The following is an 18555-nucleotide window of genomic DNA, read 5'->3' as shown; positions in this document are numbered from 1 at the left end:
AATCCCCCGACTGTCCCTTCCGCTCGGCCCTGCCGGTCCCGTTTCCTTTACGCTGCAACCCATGGCGACGACATTCCCCGACATCCAACTGCTGCGCATCAACTACCTGCGCGGACCCAACATCTGGACGTACCGCCCGGTGCTCGAAGTCTGGCTGGACCTCGGCGCGCTGGAAGACCACCCGTCCAACGCACTTCCCGGCTTCAACGAGCGACTCACGCGCTGGCTGCCGGCCCTCATCGAACACCACTGCGGCGTGGGCGAGCGCGGCGGTTTCCTGCAGCGGCTGGAGAGCGGCACTTGGTGCGGCCACGTGCTGGAGCACATCGTGATCGAGCTGCTCAACCTCTCGGGCATGCCGACGGGCTTCGGGCAGACGCGCAGCACGAGCCAGCGCGGCGTGTACCGCATGGTGTTCCGCGCCCGCGACGAGCGCGTGGCCCGCGTGGCGCTGGACCAGGGCCACCGCCTCATCATGGCGGCCATCAACGACCAGCCCTTCGACGTCGCCGCGGCCGTGGCCCGCGTGCGCACCGAAGTGGACGACCAGTACCTCGGCCCCAGCACCGCCTGCATCGTGACCGCCGCCACCGATCGCGGCATCCCCCACATCCGCCTCAACGACGGCAACCTCGTGCAACTGGGCTACGGCGCCTCGCAGCGCCGCATCTGGACCGCCGAGAGCGAGTTCACGAGCGCCATCGCCGAAGGCATCGCGAGCGACAAGGACCTCACCAAGAGCCTGCTGCAGTCGTGCGGCGTGCCGGTGCCCGAGGGCCAGATCGTGAACAGCCCCGAAGAGGCCTGGGAGGCTGCCCAGGACATCGGCCTGCCCGTGGTGGTGAAGCCTTCGGACGGCAACCACGGCCGCGGCGTGACGCTGGACCTGCGCAAGAAGGAAGACATCGAAGCCGCCTACCACGCCGCCTATCCCGAGGGCAGCGACGTGATCGTGGAGCGCTTCATCCCCGGCGACGAGCACCGGCTGCTGGTGGTCGGAGGCCGCGTGGTGGCCGCCGCGCGCGGCGAGGTGGTGAGCATCACCGGCAACGGCCGCTCCACCGTGCAGGAACTCATCGACGCACAGCTCAATTCGGACCCGCGCCGGGGCTACGAGGAAGAGTACCCGCTCGAATTGATCGAGGTGGCTGACAACCCCGCCGTCCTGCTCGAGCTGAAGCGCCAGGACCTCGCGGCCGACTCCGTGCCCGAGGCCGGGCGGCAGGTCGTGGTGCAGCGCAACGGCAACGTGGCCGTGGACTGCACGGACGAAGTGCACCCCGACGTGGCCCACACGGCCGCGCTGGCGGCCAAGGTCGTGGGGCTGGACATCGCCGGCATCGACCTCGTGGCGCAGGACATCGCCCGGCCGCTGCAGGAGCAGGGCGGCGCGATCGTCGAGGTGAACGCCGGCCCCGGCCTGCTGATGCACCTGAAGCCCGCCATCGGCGCGCCCCGCCCCGTGGGCCAGGCGATCGCCGAGCACCTCTTCCCCGCGGCGGACGATGCGCCGGAGGGCACCATCGGCCGCATCCCGCTGGTGGGCGTGGCCGGCACGCGCGGCACCTCCACCATCGCCCGCGTGGTGGGATGGCTCATGCACCTGGGCGGCCGGCACACGGGCCTGGCCTGCCGCGAGGGGCTGTTCCTCGACCGCCGCTGCGTGGACACCACCGACAGCGCCCACTGGGAAGCGGCGCACCGACTGCTCATGAACCAGATGGTGCAGGCCGCCGTGATCGAGAACGATGCGCGCACCATCCTGCGCGACGGCCTCGCGTACGACCGCTGCCAGGTGGGCGTGGTCACCGACATGGACGGCAAGGACGACCTGGCCGAGTTCGACGTGCAGGACCAGGACCAGATGTACAAGGTGCTGCGCACGCAGGTGGACGTGGTGCTGCCCGGCGGCGCAGCGGTGCTCAATGCCGCCGAGCCGCAGGTGCTGGAGCTGGCCCCGCTCTCCGACGGCGCCGTTGTGCTCTACGCGCAGGACGGCACGCTGCCGGCCATCGCCGAGCACCGCGCCCAGGACGGCGGCCGGGCGGTGTTCGTGAAGAACGGCCGCGTGGTGCTGGCCACCGGTTCGGCCGAGCACGTGCTGGCGCCGCTGGCCGACCTCACCTTCGGCCGCCAGGCGGTGCAGACCGACCCCGACACGCTGCTGGCCATCGTGGCCACGGCCTGGGCACTGGACGTCGCGCCGGACCTCATCGGTGCCGGCATCAAGACCTTCGAGCCCGAGCCGCCCTGCCCGCCCGCACACGCCACGGCCCTGACCGGCGCCTGAACGCCCGCCGCCCGCCTTCCGACCGAGAAGAACCAAGAGAGCATTTTCCCCATGGACGTATCCCGCATCCGTGCTTTGCGCGGCCCCAATCTCTGGAGCCGCCACACCTCCATCGAGGCCATCGTGACCTGCGCCGAGAACGAACGCGCGATGGGCCAGATCGCCGGCTTCGAAGCCCGCCTGCGCGCCCTGTTCCCGGCCGTGGGCGTGCTGCACCCCGAAGGCGGCGACAGCGACATTTCGCTGGCGCACGTGCTGCAGTCCGCCGCGCTGGCGCTGCAGGCGCAGGCCGGCTGCCCCGTGAGCTTCAGCCGCACGTCGGCCACCCCCGACCCCGGCGTCTACCAGGTGGTGGTCGAGTACACCGAGGAAGCCGTGGGCCGGCAGGCCTTCGCCGACGCGCAGGCGCTGATCGAGGCGGCGCTGCAGCACGGCCCCTTCGATGCCGACGCCGCCATCGCCCGGCTGCGCGAGACCGACGAGGACGAGCGCCTGGGCCCGAGCACGGGCTCCATCGTCGATGCGGCGGTGGCGCGGGGCATCCCGTTTCGCCGCCTCACGCGCGGCAGCCTCGTGCAGTTCGGCTGGGGCTCCAGGCAGCGCCGCATCCAGGCGGCCGAGGTCGATTCGACCAGCGCGGTGGCCGAGTCCATCGCACAGGACAAGGACCTCACCAAACGCCTGCTGCATGCGGCCGGCGTGCCGGTGCCGCTCGGCAAGCCGGTCGAGACCCTGGACGAAGCCTGGGAAGTGGCCCTCAAGGTGGGCCTGCCGGTGGTCGTGAAGCCGCAGGACGGCAACCAGGGCAAGGGCGTGACGGTGAACATCACCGAACGCGCCCAGCTCGACGAGGCCTTCCGCACCGCGGCCGAATACGGCACCGTGATGGTCGAGCGCTTCCTGCCCGGCCACGACTTCCGCCTGCTCGTGGTGGGCGACCAGTTGGTGGCCGCCGCGCGGCGCGAGCCGCCCCAGGTGCTGGGCGACGGCGAGCGCACCGTGCGCGAGCTGGTGTACCTAGTCAACCTCGATCCACGGCGCGGCGAAGGCCACGCCACCTCGCTCACCAAGATCCGGCTGGACGACATCGCCGTGGCGCGGCTCGCGGCACAGGGCCTCACGCCCGACTCCGTGCCGGCCAAGGGCCAGCGCGTGATCCTGCGCAACAACGCGAACCTCTCCACCGGCGGCACCGCCACCGACGTGACCGACGACGTGCATCCCGACGTGGCGGCACGCGCCGTGGCCGCCGCGCAGATGGTGGGCCTGCACATCTGCGGCGTGGACATGGTGGCCGAGACGGTGCTGCGTCCGCTCGAAGAGCAGGGCGGCGGCTTCGTCGAAGTGAACGCCGCGCCCGGGCTGCGCATGCACCTCTCGCCCAGCTACGGCAAGCCGCGCAACGTGGGCCAGGCCATGGTGGACCGGCTGTTCGCCAACGGCCAGGACGGGCGCATTCCCGTGGTGGCCGTCACCGGCACCAACGGCAAGACCACCACCGCGCGCCTGATCGCGCACCTGTTCTCCGCGCAGGGCCTGCGCGTGGGGATGACCAATACCGACGGTGTCTACGTGAACGGACGCCAGATCGACAGCGGCGACTGCTCGGGCCCGCGCAGCGCGCGCAACGTGCTGCTGCATCCCGAGGTGGACGCCGCCGTGTTCGAGACCGCGCGCGGGGGCATCCTGCGCGAAGGGCTGGGCTTCGACCGCTGCTCGGTGGCGGTGGTCACCAACATCGGCGCGGGCGACCACCTGGGCCTGAACTACATCAGCACGGTGGAAGAACTGGCCGTGCTCAAGCGCGTCATCGTGCAGAACGTCTCGCCGGACGGCTATGCGGTGCTGAACGCCGCCGACCCGATCGTCGCCGCCATGGCCGCTTCCAGCCCCGGCAAGGTGATCTATTTCGCGAGCGACCGCCACCACCCCGTGATGGCCACGCACCGCGCGCAGGGGCACCGCTCGGTGTACGTGGACGGTGACTCCATCGTTGCGGCCGAAGGCTCCTGGCGCGAGACGGTGCACCTGCGCGACGTCCCCATCACGCGCAATGGCCGCATCGGCTTCCAGGTCGAGAACGTGATGGCCGCCGTGGCGGCCGCCTGGGGCGCGGGCCTGCCGTGGCAGACCATCCGCCGCGGGCTCTCGGGCTTCGTGAACGACAGCGACAACGCGCCCGGCCGCTTCAACGTGATGGATTTCCGCGGCGCGACGGTGATCGCCGATTACGGCCACAACCCCGACGCCATGCGCGCGCTGGTGGCCGCCGTGGACGCACTGCCCGGCAACCGGCGCAGCGTGGTGATCAGCGGTGCCGGCGACCGGCGCGACGAGGACATCCGCGAACAGACCGTCATCCTGGGCGCTGCGTTCGACGACGTGATCCTCTACCAGGACGCAGCCCAGCGCGGCCGCGCCGACGGCGAGGTGATGTCGCTGCTGCGCGAGGGGCTCTCCAACGCCGCACGCACGAAATACATCGACGAGATCCGAGGCGAATTCGTGGCGATCGATGCGGCACTCGACCGCCTGCAGCCCGGCGACCTCTGCCTGGTGCTCGTGGACCAGGTGGAAGAAGCGCTCGCCCACCTGGCCAGGCGCTGCGCCGAAGGCGACGGGGCCGCGGCATGACGGTGGCGCGCAGCGCGAGGCGCTTCGCCCGCCCCGCCATCGCATGCGCGCTGGCGGGGGCTGCCGTGCTCGCGTGGGCGGACGGCCAGAAGATCGGCACCGTCGATACGGCCTTCCAGTGGATCGGCCGCGACCACGACATCATCGTGGAGGCGTATGACGACCCCGCCGTCGCAGGCGTGACCTGCTACGTGTCGCGGGCCCGCAAGGGCGGCATCAAGGGCACGCTGGGCCTGGCGGAAGACCGGGCCGAGGCCTCCATCGCCTGCCGGCAGGTCGGCCCGATCAGCGTCCCCCAGCCGCTGAAGCCCCAGGAGGAAGTGTTCAGCGAACGCATGTCGCTCCTGTTCAAGCGGCTGCGCATCGTGCGCATGGTGGACGTGCAGCGCAACACGCTGGTCTACCTCACCTATTCCGACAAACTCATCGAGGGCTCGCCGCAGAACAGCGTGACGGCCGTGCCGGTGGACCGCGCCACGCCGATTCCCGTGCGCAAATGATCCGATCCGAGAGCCCCGTGGCGACGGGGCTCCCGGCCCACCTCCCCACACCCGCACTGGCTTTGCGGCCCGGCCCCGGGGGGCCCATGCCCCCCGCTCCGGAAACGGCAGGCAAAAAAATACCCGCCGAAGCGGGTGAAAAGCAGCCTTTCGTGGAGGAGGGAGGGAGAAGAGACAACGGCTGCTGAGCCCCCAATGTGCCAAAGCCGACTTAGGGGAGTCTTAAGTGGCCTCGGCCTTCCGCCGAGCAGTCGGCACCCCGGCCGGCGCCCCAATGCCGCAGCTTCGCCCCTCCAGACAACTGCCCCGGGGCAGTTGCCTGGCACACATCACTCCTGCGCCGCGATCTTGCGCAGGGCCTGCTCGAACACTTCCGGAGGCTGGCCGCCCTGGATCAGGTGGCGATCGTTGACGATGACCGCCGGCACCGAGTGGATGCCGTGCTGCTGGTAGAAGGCTTCGCGCTCGCGCACCGCATCGGCGTATTCGCCCGATTCCAGCACCTGCGCTGCGCGGCCGGCGTCCAGGCCCGCTTCGGCCGCCAGGCGCGCCAGCAGCGGGCGGTCGCCCGGGTCGTTGCCTTCGGTGAAGTAAGCGCGGAAGAGCGCCAGCTTGAGCGCCGATTGCGCCGCCGGGCTGCCCTCCTCGGCCGCCCAGTGCAGCAGGCGGTGCGCATCGAAGGTGTTGTAGATGCGGCTGCGGCGGTCCATGTTGAAGGTGAATCCGAGTGCGGCGCCCCGTTCGGCGATGGCGCGCTGCGTCTGGGCGGTCTGCTCGAGCGATGCGCCGTATTTCTCGGCCAGGTGTTCGCCGATGTCCTGCCCGCCCGGGCCCATCTGCGGGTTGAGTTCGAAGGGCTGGAAATGCACCGTGGCCTGGACGGTGTCGCCCAGCGCCTGCAGCGCACGGTCCAGCGACTGCAGGCCGATGGCGCACCAGGGGCAGGACACATCGGAGACGAAATCGATCTTGAGCGGTGCGGCGGCGGAAGGCGAAGCGGTGGTCATGGAAATTCTCCTCAAAAAGGGCACCGCAGAGCATGCCAGGGCCGACGAACCCTTGCAGGACCCCGGCGATGGCGCCATGTGGAAGACTGCCGCCCTCCGCACCGCCATGCCCCCCGATTTGTTCGACACCGACGACGACCCCGCTGCTCCCGCCGGGCGGCTGCCGCTCGGCCCCGGCGCGGTGCTGCTGCGCGGCTTCGCGCGGCCGCAGGCGCAGGCCCTGCGGGCCGACGTGCTGGCCGTCGCGCAAGCGGCGCCGTGGCGGCACATGGAGACGCCGGGAGGCCGTGCGATGTCGGTCGGCACCACCAGCTGCGGCGCGCTGGGCTGGGTGAGCGACCGGCGCGGCTACCGCTATGCACGCCACGACCCCGCCAGCGGGAAGCCGTGGCCCGCCATGCCAGCGCGCTTCGAGCAGCTCGCCCACGACGCAGCGGCCGCCGCCGGATTCGACGGCTTCCGGCCCGACGCCTGCCTCATCAACCGCTATGCGCCGGGCGCCCGCCTGTCCCTGCACCAGGACCGTGACGAAAGGGATCTGCAGGCGCCCATCGTCTCGGTATCGCTCGGGCTGGACGCGGTGTTTCTCTGGGGCGGATTCGAGCGTGCAGGCCCGGCAGCGCGCGTGGCGCTGCGGCACGGCGATGTGGTGGTATGGGGCGGTGTGGACCGCCTGCGCTTCCACGGCGTGATGCCGGTGCCGCAGGGAGAGCACCCGGACTGGGGCGCGGCCCGCGTGAACCTGACCTTCCGCAAGGCAGGCTGAAAGTCCTGCGCCACCGCCGGCCGCTGGCGCATTCAATTGCTATCTTATTTATAGCAAACTATTGAATGGATACGGCGGCATGGAGCACTTTTTATCTGCAGAACCGCAGAGAGGGGCCGGTGCGCCCCCTCCGGCGATTCAGAGGGCCATGGCGGCCGACGTGCGGCCCGACACTCCCGTGCGGCGCCCGTTGCGCACGGGCGCCACCGGGGCGCCCTGCCCGTGTCCGCGCGGCGCGTCGGTCGACAGGGCGAGCGAGGAATGGTGGGGCAGTTCGAACCCGCGCGCCGGATCCTGCACCGCCCACGCGCGGATCTTGGGCGCCTGCGACTGCACGCTGCCGAAGATCGTCGCGAAGGCCACGTCGGCGGCATCGCGGCCCGTGGCGAGCCGCACCATGCCCATGGGGATGGCCGTGCCCGACGGGTCGAAGACATACCAGCGGTCGCCGAGGAACGCTTCCACATAGGCATGGAAATCCGGCGGGCCCAGCGCAGGGTCGGCGCCGTAGTCGGTGCCGGTGGCGATGCGCGCAGGAATATTCAGCGCGCGGCACAGCGCGATCATGAGGTGCGCGAAATCCCGGCATACGCCGACGCGCTCCACGAAGGTGTCGATGGCGGAGGTGGCGGAATTGGACGTGTTGGAGCGGAAAGCCACATGGCCACGCACCCAGTCGCAGATGGCCTGCACACGGCTGTAGCCCTGCCACAGGTGGCCGAACTCGCGCGTGGCGAGCGTGATGAGCCGGTCCGACTGGCAATAGCGGCTCGGCAGGATGTAGGCCACCGCTTCGGGCGGCAGTTCGCGCACCGGCACTTCGGGAATGCGCGCCGGATCGGCGGTGTGGTGGTCCATGTCGATCGTGGCGGCATAGGCCACGGTGAGCGGGCCGGGGTCGGCATGCAGCCGCAGGCAGCGCGTTCCGGTGGCGACGTCCGTGTGCAATTGCGGCACGGCGGCAGGCTGGCTGATCTGCAGGCTCTCGTCCAGGACGTTCTGGCTCGCAGTCTGCGCAGCGTGGATGTTGAAGACGAAGTCCGCGCCCGGACCTTCGTTCACCAGGTACTCCAATTCGAGCTGGAGCTTGATTCGGATCATTGTGTAGTGGGCGATGGGGTAGGAAAAGTGCGCTGCCGGGTTGCTGCTGCGCGGGCCGCCTTGCAGGCCCCGCCAGCACGGTCTGCCTGCATGCGCAGCCAGTATCCCGAGCGCTCGGCAGCAGGACTGTCAGCCGACAGCGCGTCCACGCGCCAGTGTTTGCAGGGCGGCGTACCGTGCGCGGCAGCGGGTCCGGCAAAGCGCGCTTGTCCTACAGATCCGATACAGGCTGCGGGAAAAGATCCCTGTTCCCCACAACGGCGACCACCCCACGAGCGCCCACAAGGATCTCCCATGCCCAAGAATTCCACGGCCCCTTCTCCCCGCAAAGACGACTCCGGCGCTTCCCGGATGCCATGGCCCACATCCGCCGCGTCGGCCGGCGACAGCACGCGCGGACAGGGGGGCGAATTGCAGCAGCAGGCGGGCGGCGACCACCCGGTGCTCACCACGCAGCAGGGCATTCCCGTCGCGGACAACCAGAATTCGCTGCGGCCCACGGTGCGCGGCCCGACGCTGCTGGAAGACTTCATCCTGCGCGAGAAGATCACGCATTTCGACCACGAGCGCATCCCTGAACGCATCGTGCATGCGCGGGGCAGCGCTGCGCACGGCTTCTTCGAATTGACCGAGAGCCTGGAGCAGCACACGACGGCGCGCATCCTCACCGAGGTGGGCAAACAGACGCCCGTGTTCTGCCGCTTCTCCACCGTGGCCGGCGGTGCCGGCTCGGTGGACACCCCGCGCGACGTGCGCGGCTTCGCGGTGAAGTTCTACACCGACGAAGGCAACTGGGACCTCGTGGGCAACAACATCCCGGTGTTCTTCATCCAGGACGCGATGAAGTTCCCCGACCTCGTCCACGCCGTGAAGATGGAGCCCGACCGTGCCTTCCCGCAGGCCGCGAGCGCACACGACACGTTCTGGGATTTCATCTCGCTGATGCCCGAGAGCCTGCACATGATCATGTGGGCCATGAGCGACCGCACTATTCCGCGGAGCCTGCGCACCATCGAAGGCTTCGGCGTGCACTCCTTCCGGCTGGTGAACGCGAAGGGCGAAAGCACCTTCGTGAAGTTCCACTGGCGCCCGCGCCTGGGCATCCAGTCGACCGTCTGGGACGAGGCACTGAAGCTGCAGAGCGCCGACAACGATTTCCACCGGCGCGACCTGTTCGAGGCCATCCAGTCGGGCAACTTCCCCGAGTGGGACCTGGCCGTGCAGCTCTTCACCGAGGAGGAGGCCTCGCGCTTCCCGTTCGACCACCTCGACGCCACCAAGCTCGTGCCCGAAGAACTGGTGCCGCTCAAGACCATCGGTCGCATGGTGCTCAACCGCTGGCCCGACAACTTCTTCGCCGAGACCGAGCAGGTGGCCTATTGCCCCGCCAACCTGCCGCCGGGCATCGACTTCTCCAACGATCCGCTGCTGCAGGGCCGGCTGTTCTCGTACCTCGACACGCAGCTCTCCCGGCTGGGCAGCCCGAACTTCGTGCAGATCCCGGTCAACGCGCCGAAGTGCCCCTTCCACAACATGCAGCGCGACGGGCACATGCAGATGCAGGTGCCCAAGGGCCGCGTGGCCTATGAGCCCAGCAGCCTGCAGCCGGACACGCCGCGCGCCTCCGTGGCGCAGGGCTTCCGCCACTTCGCCGAACGGCTGGAGGACGACGGCGCCAAGGGCCGCCTGCGCCCCGAGAGCTTCGCGGACCACTACAGCCAGGCGCGCATGTTCTTCCGCAGCCAGAGCGTCGTCGAGCAGGCGCACATGGCTTCCGCGCTGGTGTTCGAGCTGTCGAAAGTGGAGACCGAGCGCGTGCGCATCGCCGTGCTCGCACAGCTGCTGAACGTCGATGCGTCGCTCGCGCAGCGCGTCGCCGACGGCCTGGGCGTGCCGGAACTGCCCGCACCCTTCCCCGCCGCCGCGCCCGTGCAGGACCTGCCGCTCTCGCCGGCACTGCGCATCATCGACCGCATGAAGCCCACGCTGGAAGGCCGCTGCGTCGGCATCCTCGTGGCCGACGGGTCTGCGCCGGGTCCGATCGCCGCGCTGCGCGCTGCGGTGGAAAAAGCCGGCGCCCAGGTCAAGATCGTGGCCCCCAAGGTGGGCGGCGCGCTGCTCGCAGACGGCACCCGGCTGCCCGCCGACGGGCAGCTCGCCGGAACGCCCTCGGTGGTGTTCGACGCCGTCGCCTCGGTGCTGTCGCCGCAGGCCGGCGCGCAGCTGGCCCGGGAGGCCGCGGCCGTGGACTGGTTCCGCGACGCCTTCGGCCACCTGAAGGCGATCGCGGCCTGCAAGGGCTCGCAGCCGATCATCGAGGCCGCCGGCATCGAAGCCGACGCCGGGGTGCTGGCGCCGGACGATACGGCCGCCTTCGTGAAGGCCGCGGCAACCCGCCAATGGGACCGCGAACCCAAGGTGCGGATGCTGGCATGATGCGCATCCCGAAGGCACCGGCCCGCCCGCTTTACCGCTCGCACAGCGACTCTCCGAAGGGAAACAAACCAGAATGACCCCCTTGCGCATCCTGTACGTGGAAGACAACGCCGAACTCCGGGAGACCATCGGCATGCTGATCGAAGGAGACGACCGCGAGGTCACCTCCTGCGCCACGGCGGAAGAGGCACTCGCGCTCGACGGGCCGCAGCCCTTCGACATCGTGGTGACCGATGTGAGCCTGCCCGGGATGTCCGGCACCGACCTGTGCCGGCGCCTGCTGCAGGCCGACCGGCAACGCTGGGTGGTGCTGTGCTCGGGCTACCAGTTCGGCCATGGGCTCGACACGCTGGGCCCCAACGTGCGCGCCCTGCTCAAACCTTTCGAGCTGGAAGACCTCGAAACCTTGATGGAGTCGATCCGCAGCGCCCTGCGCGGACCCCGGAGGGCCTGAACCGCAACGCCGAAACCCTGGCCGGCCAGCAACCGGGCCATGCGCCTTTGCGCCTGCGGCCCGCAGGGTTGACCGCGCCGCGCAAGGCTGTGGGCACGCCCGGGGTCCGCAGGCGGCGCCGTGGCATCCGCCCCCGGTTTGGTGGCGAATGCTTTGGGCTCGGTCAGTCTGCGCTGCGCAACGCGCAGGGCGGCGCCTCGCGGGGCAGCTCCACCCGGAACAGCGTGCGCCCCTCGCGCGAACAGACCCCGATCGATCCGCCATGCGCGGTCACGATCTGGTGGACGATGTAGAGCCCCAGCCCCAGCCCCTGGTGCCGCCCCGGCTCGCGCTCGCGCCCCCGGAACGGATCGAACAGCTGTGGAATCAGCGCGGCCGGGATCTCGCCGCCGTTGCGCACCGTCATCACCACACTGGCCGCGCCCTGCCCGTCCAGGTGCACCTCCACGGGCTGCTGCGGATCGCCGTGGTGGATGGCATTGCCCAGCAGATTGGCGGCGACCTGGTAGAGGCGCTCGGCGTCCCACTGGCCCGTCAGGTCGCCATCCCGCGTGACCGCGATGGTGCGGTCCGGATGGCTGGTGCGCCATTCGGCGGCCGTGCGCTGCACCAGCTCGCCGAGGTCGGCCGGCGCCGCGCGCACGGGCAGTCCTCCGAACTGGCGCGCACGCGTCACGTCCAGCAGGTCTTCGATCATGCGGCCCATGCGCTGCGCGCTGGTCTGCACCTTGTCCGCCATCGACAGCACCTTTTCGGGCTCCTGCGAGCGCTTGAGCACCATCGCGCTCGCCAGAATGGCACTCAGCGGCCCGCGCAGATCGTGGCTGAGCACGGCCATGAACATCTCGCTGAGCTGCAGGGCCTGCGTGCGGTCGCGCAGCTCGCAGGCCAGCGCGACCTTCTGCCGGTGCAGCTCGAAGAATACGTTGGCCTTGTTGACCAGCATGTGCGGATCGATGGGCTTGTAGAGAAAGTCCACCGCCCCGTTTTCATAGCCCTTGAACTGCCAGTTCTGATCGCGCGAGCCGGCGGTCATGAACATGAGCGGGATGTGGCGCGTGCGCTCGCTGCCGCGGATCAGCTCGGCCAGCTCGAAGCCGTTCATCTCGGGCATCTGCACATCGAGCATCGCCAGTGCGACATCGGTGTGCGCCAGCAGCAGCTCCAGCGCTTCGGGCCCCGAGGCGGCCTTGAGGATCTGCACGTCGTCCCGGCGCAGCAGCGCTTCCAGCGCGATCAGGTTCTCGGGAACGTCGTCCACCAGCAGGCATTTGACCGGCGCGGCGGCGCGCGGCGGCGGCGGCGGCGTGGCGGGCAGGGGGGGCATGGCGATCATCGGCGCGCTCCGTGCGGCAGCGCGGCCAGCCACTCGGCAATGCGCTGCGGCGAGAGGACATGGGTCGGCGTGCACAGCTGCAGTGCCGCTTCGGGCATGGTGGTCATGGGTGCGCTTTCAGGGTCTTGCACGATGGTGGTGCCGCCAGCGGCCTGCACGGCCGCGATGCCCTGCGCGCCGTCATGGTTGGCACCGGAGAGCAGGATGGCCAGCAGCCGCTCGCCATAGGCGTCGGCAGCGGATTCGAAAAGAATGTCGATGGAAGGCCGCGAGAAATGCACGGGGTCGTCGACGGACAGCGCCAGCACCGGCCCCCGGTCGATCAGCAGGTGGTAGTCGGGCGGAGCGAAATACACCGTCCCGGCTTCCACCGGCTCCTTGTCCTGGGCTTCGCGCAGCGGCAGTGCGCAGCGCGGCTGGAAGATGTCGCACAGCAGGCTGGGCCGGTCGCGGGGCAGGTGCAGCACCACGAACACCGCGGCGCGCTGGGCGGCCGGCAGCGCCGGCAGCAGGACCGCGAGCGCCTCCACGCTGCCGGCCGATCCGCCGACGACGATGGCGTCGAACGGGGCTGCCGTGCTCGCCGGATAGGGTCCGGGCCGGCTCATGCGCCTCCCCGCTTCTGGTAGATGCGTTCGGGCGCCACCAGCTCGTCGAAGGACTGTGCGTGGGCCGAAAAGCGCAGCGACTCCTTCGAGCCCAGCCCCAGGAAGCCCTTGCGGCACAGCGCCTCCTCGAACAGGCCGAGCGCGCGGTCCTGCAGGTCGCGGTCGAAATAGATGAGCACGTTGCGGCACGAGACGAGGTGCACCTCGGCGAACACGCTGTCGGTGGCCAGGCTGTGGTCGGAGAACACGATGTGCCGGCGCAGGCTCTTGTCGAACACCACGCGGCCGTAGGCGGCCGTGTAGTGCTCCGACAGCGAGCCCCGGCCGCCCGAGCGGGCATGGTTCTCGGTGAAGCCGGGCACCCGCTCGATCGCATACACGCCCGCCTCGGCCTTCTGCAGGGCATTGGCGTTGATGTCGGTGGCGTAGATGAGCGTGCGCTCCAGCAGGCCTTCCTCGCGCAGCAGGATGGCGAGCGAATACACCTCCTCGCCGGTGCTGCAGCCGGCCACCCAGATCTTGAGCGACGGGTAGGTGCGCAGGATCGGCACCACGGTTTCGCGCAGCGCACGGAAATAGCGGGGGTCGCGGAACATCTCGCTCACCTGCACCGTCAGGTATTCGAGCATCGCGGGGAACACATCGGGCTCGTGCAGCACCAGGTGCTGCAGCTGCGACAGCGAGCGGCAGTGGAACCGCGTGAGTGCCGTCTGCAGGCGGCGCTTGAGCGATGCCTGCGCATACCCCCGGAAGTCGTAGTGGTAGCGGCGGTAGATGGCCTCGACCAGCAGGTGCTGCTCGATGTCGAAGGTCTTTCGGCCCACGGCCGCGGCGGCGTCTTCGGCAGTGGTCACTTGGGCATCCACACCCGCACGAGCGAGAGCAGCTTCTCGACATCCAGCGGCTTGGCGATGTAGTCGTTGGCACCGGCCGCGAGGCACTTCTCCTGGTCGTCCTTCATAGCCTTGGCCGTGAGCGCGATGATGGGCAGGCGGCGCCATTCGGGCCGCTTGCGGATCTCGCTCATCGCGGTGAAGCCGTCCATCTCCGGCATCATGATGTCCATGAGCACGAGGTCCACGTGCGGCGCGTCGCCGGCCTGCGAGCGTTCGAGCGCCTCCAGCGCTTCACGGCCGTTGCGGGCGATCTGCACTTTCGCGCCCGTGGGCTCCAGCACGCTGGAGAGCGCGAAGATGTTGCGCACGTCGTCTTCCACCACGAGGATGCTGCGGCCATCGAAGGTCGATTCGCGGTCGCGCGCCAGGCGCAGCATCTGCTGCCGGTCCACGGGCAGGCTGGATTCCACCTGGTGCAGGAACAGGGTGACTTCGTCGAGCAGGCGCTCGGGCGAACGCGCGTCCTTGATGATGATCGACTTGGAGAACCGCCGCAGCCGCTGCTCTTCGTCCCGCGAGAGCGAGCGCCCGGTGTAGACGATCACCGGCGGGAACGCCACGTCCTCCTCTCCCGCCATCTGCTCGAGCAACTCGTAGCCGCTCAGGTCGGGCAGGTTCAGGTCCATCACCATGCAGTCGAAGGTGCTCTCGCGCAGCAGTTGCAGCGCACGCTGGGCCGTTTCCGCACCGATGATCTGCACGTCGCCATTGGCCAGCAGGTGCCGCATGCTCTCGCGCTGGCGGTCATCGTCTTCCACCACGAGCACGCGGCGCAGCGCCTGGGTGAACTTGGCTTCCATGCGCTGCAGGGCCTGCACGAGTTCATCGCGTTTCACGGGTTTGAGCGCGTAGCCGATCGCGCCGCGGCCCATGGCCTCCTGCGAATAGTCGGCCACCGAGACCACGTGCACGGGGATGTGCCGCGTGGCGGGGTTGCGCTTGAGCTGGTCGAGCACACCCAGGCCCGAGAAGTCCGGCAGGTTCATGTCCAGCACCACGGCGCTGGGCATGTAGTCGTTGGCCGCCGCCAGCCCCTCGCCCCCGCTGTGGGTGACGATGCACTGGAAGTCCATCTCATGGGCCAGATCCACGAGGATGCGCGCGAAGCGCACGTCGTCCTCCACCACCAGGATGGTGCGCTTGCCGGCCCGCAGGCCGTCGCGGTCATCGGCCACGGCGGATGCGGGGCGGCGCGGCGGCGCGGGCTGGGGGGCGAGGGCCGGCTGCTCGGCCGCTGGCGCGGACGGCGCGGACGGCGCGGACGGCGCGGACGGCGCGGGTGATGCGGGCGTGGCGCTGGCCGTGGCCACGGCGCGCTGCGGTGCAGCAGGCGGGGACTGCACCTGTGCCCCTTCCGCGGCGCTCTCGGGCGGCTGCGTGGGCAGCACCAGCGTGAACACGCTGCCCTGGCCCGGCGCGCTCTGCACCGACACGCTGCCGCCCAGCAACTGCGCGAGATCGCGCGAGATCGACAGGCCCAGCCCCGTGCCGCCGTACTTGCGGTGCGTGCTGCCGTCGGCCTGGCGGAAGGCCTCGAAGATCAGGCCCTGCTGGTCTTCCGAAATGCCGATGCCGGTGTCGCGCACCGAAAAGGCCAGTAGCCCGTCGGGCTGCGCGGCCACGCGCAGGGCCACTTCGCCGCGCTCGGTGAACTTGATCGCGTTGGAGAGCAGGTTCTTCAGGATCTGGCCCAGCCGCTGCGCATCGGTGCGCAGATGGCGGGGCACGCCAGGCTCCACGGTCACGCCGAAAGCCAGGTCTTTCTGCTGCGCCAGCGGACGCAAGGGCTCCGCGATCGCCTGCACGGTGCGCGCCAAATCCACGGTTTCGATCTCGACGGTGGCCTGGCCCGCCTCGATCTTCGCGAGGTCGAGGATGTCGTTGATGAGCAGCAGCAGGTCGTTGCCCGCACCGTGGATGGTTTCCGCATACCGCACCTGATCGGAGGTGAGGTTGCCGGCCTTGTTGTCGGCCAGCAGCTTGGCAAGGATCAGGCTCGAATTGAGCGGGGTCCGCAGCTCATGGCTCATGTTGGCCAGGAATTCGCTCTTGTACTGGCTCGCCTGCTCCAGGTCGCGCGCCTTGTCCGAAAGTGCGTCCTGCGCCCGCAGGAGCTGCTGTTTCTGGTATTCGAGCTGCTGGGTCTGCTCTTCCAGCTGCGCATTGCTCTGTTCGAGTTCCGTCTGCTGGGCTTCCATCTGCGCCTGGGATTCCTGCAGCACCCGGCTCTGCTGTTCGAGCTCCTCGTTGCTCACGCGCAGTTCTTCCTGCTGCGCCTGCAGTTCCTCGGCCTGCCGCTGCGTTTCCTCGAGCAGGGCTTCGAGCTGCGAACGGTCCGCCGCTGCGCGCACGGCAATGGCCAGTTGGTCGGAAGCGCGCGCCAGCAATTCGAGGTCGCTGTCGCGCACGGCCCGGAAGAAACCGAGTTCGATGACGACCTGGACCGCGCCGTTGTGTACGGCGGGCAGCACCACCAGTTCGCCCGGCGTGCTGCGCCCCACGCCCGACTGCACCGCCAAGTGCGGGGCCGGCACGGCCTTGGCATGGATGGTCTGCAGCGACTGGGCGGCCTGCCCCACCAGGCCCTGCCCGGCCGCGACGTGCTCGGCGCTCGCACCCGCGGCCAGCGCATAGCCCCCGAAGCGGCGGAACGAGCCGTGTCCTTCGGCAACGTAGGCCGCACCCACCTGCGCGCCGAGCCACCGCGCGAGGTAGGCCAGAACCCGCGGGCCCAGGTCCTCGAGACGCTGGTCGCCCTGGATCTCGTCCGACAGGCCCATCAACCCGCTGCGGATCCAGGCCTCGCGTGCCTTGGCGCGGTGGTCGGCCTCGGTCATCGCAGCCGAGGCCAGGATGAAAGCCAGCAGCACGAGCGCGCCGCCCCAGGTGAAATAGGCACCGAAGCTCGCCGCTTCGTCCCACATGCGGCGCCGCTCTTCCAGTTCCTCGCGCTCGGCCGCGACCATGTCGCGGACCAGCGTGCGGATGGCGTCCATCGTGGCGCGGCCGCGGTCGGTCTTGACCACCTCCATCGCGGCGTCTGCCTGCCCGGACTGGCGCAACTGGATGGTCTCGCGCAGCTCGGCCATTTTCTGGCGCGCGAGCGGCTGCAGTTGCTCGTAGCGGCGCAGCTGCCGTGGGGAATCGCTCACCAGCCGGCGCAGGCGATCGAGCTCCGGCTCCAGCGCTGCCTGCGCGGTCTCATACGGCGCGAGGTAGCGCGGCTCGCCGGTGAGCAGGTAGCCGCGCTGGCCCGTTTCGGCATCCTTCGCGAGCGACAGCACATATTGCATCTGCACGATCGACTCGACCGCCACGTTGATGCGCCGCACCGCGTCGGCACGGTCCTGCTGCGACAGGTACGTGAAGATCGCGATGACCGCCGTGGCGATGGCGGCAAGGACGAAACCGACGAGCAGGCGCAAGGGCATGCCGCGGTGGTTTTTTTCGGACTTGAGGGACTGGGAAGGCATGGCGGCGGCAAAAGGAAGGCGCCGATGATAGGGCGCCCCTTCACCCGGCCGCGTAGGCCGTATCCTGCAAAAGGAGGAGCAACCGTCCCGCGCGGGGCTTCAGCCCGCGGCCGACGCCCGCAGTCGCGCGATCTCCTGGCGCAAGGCTTCGTTTTCTGCGGTGAGTTCCGCCACCTGGCGGCGCAATGCGTGGACATCGCCGGGCGCTTCGGCACCCTCGTTCCCCCCAGCGGAATCCTCCGAGATCGGCTCTTGCGCAGGCGCATCGGCGCGCGGCTTGCGCCGCGCATCGCGCGCCCGTTTGGCGGCCTGGCGCAGCTCATCCTTGCCTGCCAGCGCTGCGGCGCGTTGCTCGTCCTCGGGCAGCGTGGCCACGGCCGCGGCCGCATTGATGGAGATCGAACCCGACCGTACCGCCGCCACCAGTTCGGGGGCCGCCTGCTTCTGGATCTTCTCGATCATCACCACCTGGCTGCTGCTGAGCCGCGCCGCGCGGGCGATGGCCTCGCGGCTGGTCAATGGCTCCGCGCCCGGCGCACCCGGCGGGCCGTCCTGCGATGGCGAGGGCACCGGAGCGGATGTGCCGTCCCCGAAGGCCTCCGCGGGAGCTTCCCAGGGGGCGTCGTCGCCCGCTGCAGCGGTATCGGCCGGGGCCGCTGAGCGCTGCGCGAGGATCTCGCGCTTGCGCAAGGCCAGCACGCCCCGCTGGAAATCCGAGACGCTGCGGCGCCCCAGGTGCTGGTCGATCATCCACAGGTGCACGTCTTCCATGGAGCGGAAATGCGGGTGCTGGATGGTGTTGAAGGGCAAGCCGTGCTTCTGGCAGATGCCATAGCGGTTGTGGCCGTCCACGAGCACGTCGCCCCAGAGGACGAGCGCGTCCCGGCAACCCTCCGCCAGGAGGCTGCGCTCCAGCGCAGCATGCTCCTCGGGCGTGAGCGGGTCGATGTAGGCCTTGAGTTCTTCCTTGACGATGATGGAGGACATGGGTTGGGGGTATAGCGCGGGCCGGAAAGGGGCGGGATTGTAGAGAGAAGCGCACACCGGCCGGACT

General features: G+C 69.8%; 13 protein-coding genes. 6 read left to right on the top strand and 7 right to left on the bottom strand.

The window, feature by feature from the left end; translation table 11 throughout:
* The first annotated feature begins 61 nt into the window (after nt 1-61).
* From BM144_RS03400 to BM144_RS03390, 3 genes are read left to right on the top strand one after another with little or no spacing between them, the layout of a single operon-like run.
* On the top strand, nt 62-2290 hold the full coding sequence (locus BM144_RS03400; protein ID WP_092949841.1) for a cyanophycin synthetase: 2229 nt from the start codon (nt 62-64) through the stop codon (nt 2288-2290).
* Between the two features lie 51 nt (nt 2291-2341).
* Nucleotides 2342-4924 carry a cyanophycin synthetase gene (gene cphA / locus BM144_RS03395; protein ID WP_092949839.1) on the top strand — a complete coding sequence of 861 codons (2583 nt, stop codon included), beginning with the start codon at nt 2342-2344 and terminating at the stop codon, nt 4922-4924.
* Nucleotides 4921-5424 carry a CreA family protein gene (locus tag BM144_RS03390; RefSeq protein WP_092949837.1) on the top strand — a complete coding sequence of 168 codons (504 nt, stop codon included), beginning with the start codon at nt 4921-4923 and terminating at the stop codon, nt 5422-5424. The genes cphA and BM144_RS03390 overlap by 4 nt, the downstream gene beginning before the upstream one ends.
* 329 nt (nt 5425-5753) lie before the next feature.
* Here the strand turns inward: BM144_RS03390 and BM144_RS03385 are convergent, their stop codons facing one another.
* A complete protein-coding gene (locus BM144_RS03385) occupies nt 5754-6431 on the bottom strand; it encodes a DsbA family oxidoreductase (protein WP_092949835.1) in 678 nt (225 codons plus the stop codon).
* Nucleotides 6432-6537: 106 nt separating this feature from the next.
* Between BM144_RS03385 and alkB the strand changes: the two genes are divergently transcribed.
* The gene (gene alkB, locus BM144_RS03380; RefSeq protein ID WP_092950109.1) at nt 6538-7197 is read left to right on the top strand and encodes a DNA oxidative demethylase AlkB; all 660 of its coding nucleotides are present in this window, start codon (nt 6538-6540) and stop codon (nt 7195-7197) included.
* A gap of 138 nt (nt 7198-7335) precedes the next feature.
* Here alkB and BM144_RS03375 read toward each other — a convergent pair whose 3' ends face one another.
* On the bottom strand, nt 7336-8298 hold the full coding sequence (locus tag BM144_RS03375; RefSeq protein ID WP_092949833.1) for a transglutaminase-like domain-containing protein: 963 nt from the start codon (nt 8296-8298) through the stop codon (nt 7336-7338).
* A gap of 351 nt (nt 8299-8649) precedes the next feature.
* Between BM144_RS03375 and BM144_RS03370 the strand changes: the two genes are divergently transcribed.
* Nucleotides 8650-10734 (top strand): catalase, encoded by a 2085-nt coding sequence (locus BM144_RS03370; RefSeq protein ID WP_092949831.1) that lies wholly within the window; start codon nt 8650-8652, stop codon nt 10732-10734.
* 82 nt (nt 10735-10816) lie between these two features.
* Complete coding sequence (locus BM144_RS03365; RefSeq protein WP_092950108.1) at nt 10817-11188, top strand: response regulator; 372 nt, start codon at nt 10817-10819, stop codon at nt 11186-11188.
* Between the two features lie 163 nt (nt 11189-11351).
* Here BM144_RS03365 and BM144_RS03360 read toward each other — a convergent pair whose 3' ends face one another.
* From BM144_RS03360 to BM144_RS03340, 5 genes are all read right to left on the bottom strand, one after another.
* On the bottom strand, nt 11352-12515 hold the full coding sequence (locus BM144_RS03360) for a hybrid sensor histidine kinase/response regulator (protein ID WP_092950107.1): 1164 nt from the start codon (nt 12513-12515) through the stop codon (nt 11352-11354).
* 5 nt (nt 12516-12520) lie between these two features.
* On the bottom strand, nt 12521-13132 hold the full coding sequence (locus BM144_RS03355) for a chemotaxis protein CheB (RefSeq protein WP_092949829.1): 612 nt from the start codon (nt 13130-13132) through the stop codon (nt 12521-12523).
* A complete protein-coding gene (locus BM144_RS03350; RefSeq protein WP_092949827.1) occupies nt 13129-13986 on the bottom strand; it encodes a CheR family methyltransferase in 858 nt (285 codons plus the stop codon). The genes BM144_RS03355 and BM144_RS03350 overlap by 4 nt, the downstream gene beginning before the upstream one ends.
* Nucleotides 13983-17501, bottom strand: coding sequence for a response regulator (locus tag BM144_RS03345; RefSeq protein WP_245783512.1), 3519 nt, complete (start codon nt 17499-17501; stop codon nt 13983-13985). The genes BM144_RS03350 and BM144_RS03345 overlap by 4 nt, the downstream gene beginning before the upstream one ends.
* Nucleotides 17502-17600: 99 nt before the next feature.
* The gene (locus tag BM144_RS03340) at nt 17601-18488 is read right to left on the bottom strand and encodes a plasmid replication/partition related protein (protein WP_092949825.1); all 888 of its coding nucleotides are present in this window, start codon (nt 18486-18488) and stop codon (nt 17601-17603) included.
* Nucleotides 18489-18555 lie beyond the last annotated feature (67 nt).

The sequence above is a fragment of the Paracidovorax konjaci genome, from assembly GCF_900112675.1.
GTDB classification, from domain to species: Bacteria; Pseudomonadota; Gammaproteobacteria; order Burkholderiales; family Burkholderiaceae_C; genus Paracidovorax; species Paracidovorax konjaci.
This window is presented reverse-complemented; position numbering and strand designations above follow the sequence as displayed.

Bases quoted from the DNA above. Each gene is read 5' to 3' on its own strand.
- BM144_RS03340 (WP_092949825.1), bottom strand. From the start codon at position 18,488: ATGTCCTCCATCATCGTCAAGGAAGAACTCAAGGCCTACATCGACCCG.
- alkB (WP_092950109.1), top strand. From the start codon at position 6,538: ATGCCCCCCGATTTGTTCGACACCGACGACGACCCCGCTGCTCCCGCC.
- BM144_RS03390 (WP_092949837.1), top strand. From the start codon at position 4,921: ATGACGGTGGCGCGCAGCGCGAGGCGCTTCGCCCGCCCCGCCATCGCA.
- BM144_RS03360 (WP_092950107.1), bottom strand. From the start codon at position 12,515: ATGCCCCCCCTGCCCGCCACGCCGCCGCCGCCGCCGCGCGCCGCCGCG.
- BM144_RS03355 (WP_092949829.1), bottom strand. From the start codon at position 13,132: ATGAGCCGGCCCGGACCCTATCCGGCGAGCACGGCAGCCCCGTTCGAC.
- BM144_RS03345 (WP_245783512.1), bottom strand. From the start codon at position 17,501: ATGCCTTCCCAGTCCCTCAAGTCCGAAAAAAACCACCGCGGCATGCCC.
- BM144_RS03375 (WP_092949833.1), bottom strand. From the start codon at position 8,298: ATGATCCGAATCAAGCTCCAGCTCGAATTGGAGTACCTGGTGAACGAA.
- cphA (WP_092949839.1), top strand. From the start codon at position 2,342: ATGGACGTATCCCGCATCCGTGCTTTGCGCGGCCCCAATCTCTGGAGC.
- BM144_RS03400 (WP_092949841.1), top strand. From the start codon at position 62: ATGGCGACGACATTCCCCGACATCCAACTGCTGCGCATCAACTACCTG.
- BM144_RS03385 (WP_092949835.1), bottom strand. From the start codon at position 6,431: ATGACCACCGCTTCGCCTTCCGCCGCCGCACCGCTCAAGATCGATTTC.
- BM144_RS03370 (WP_092949831.1), top strand. From the start codon at position 8,650: ATGCCATGGCCCACATCCGCCGCGTCGGCCGGCGACAGCACGCGCGGA.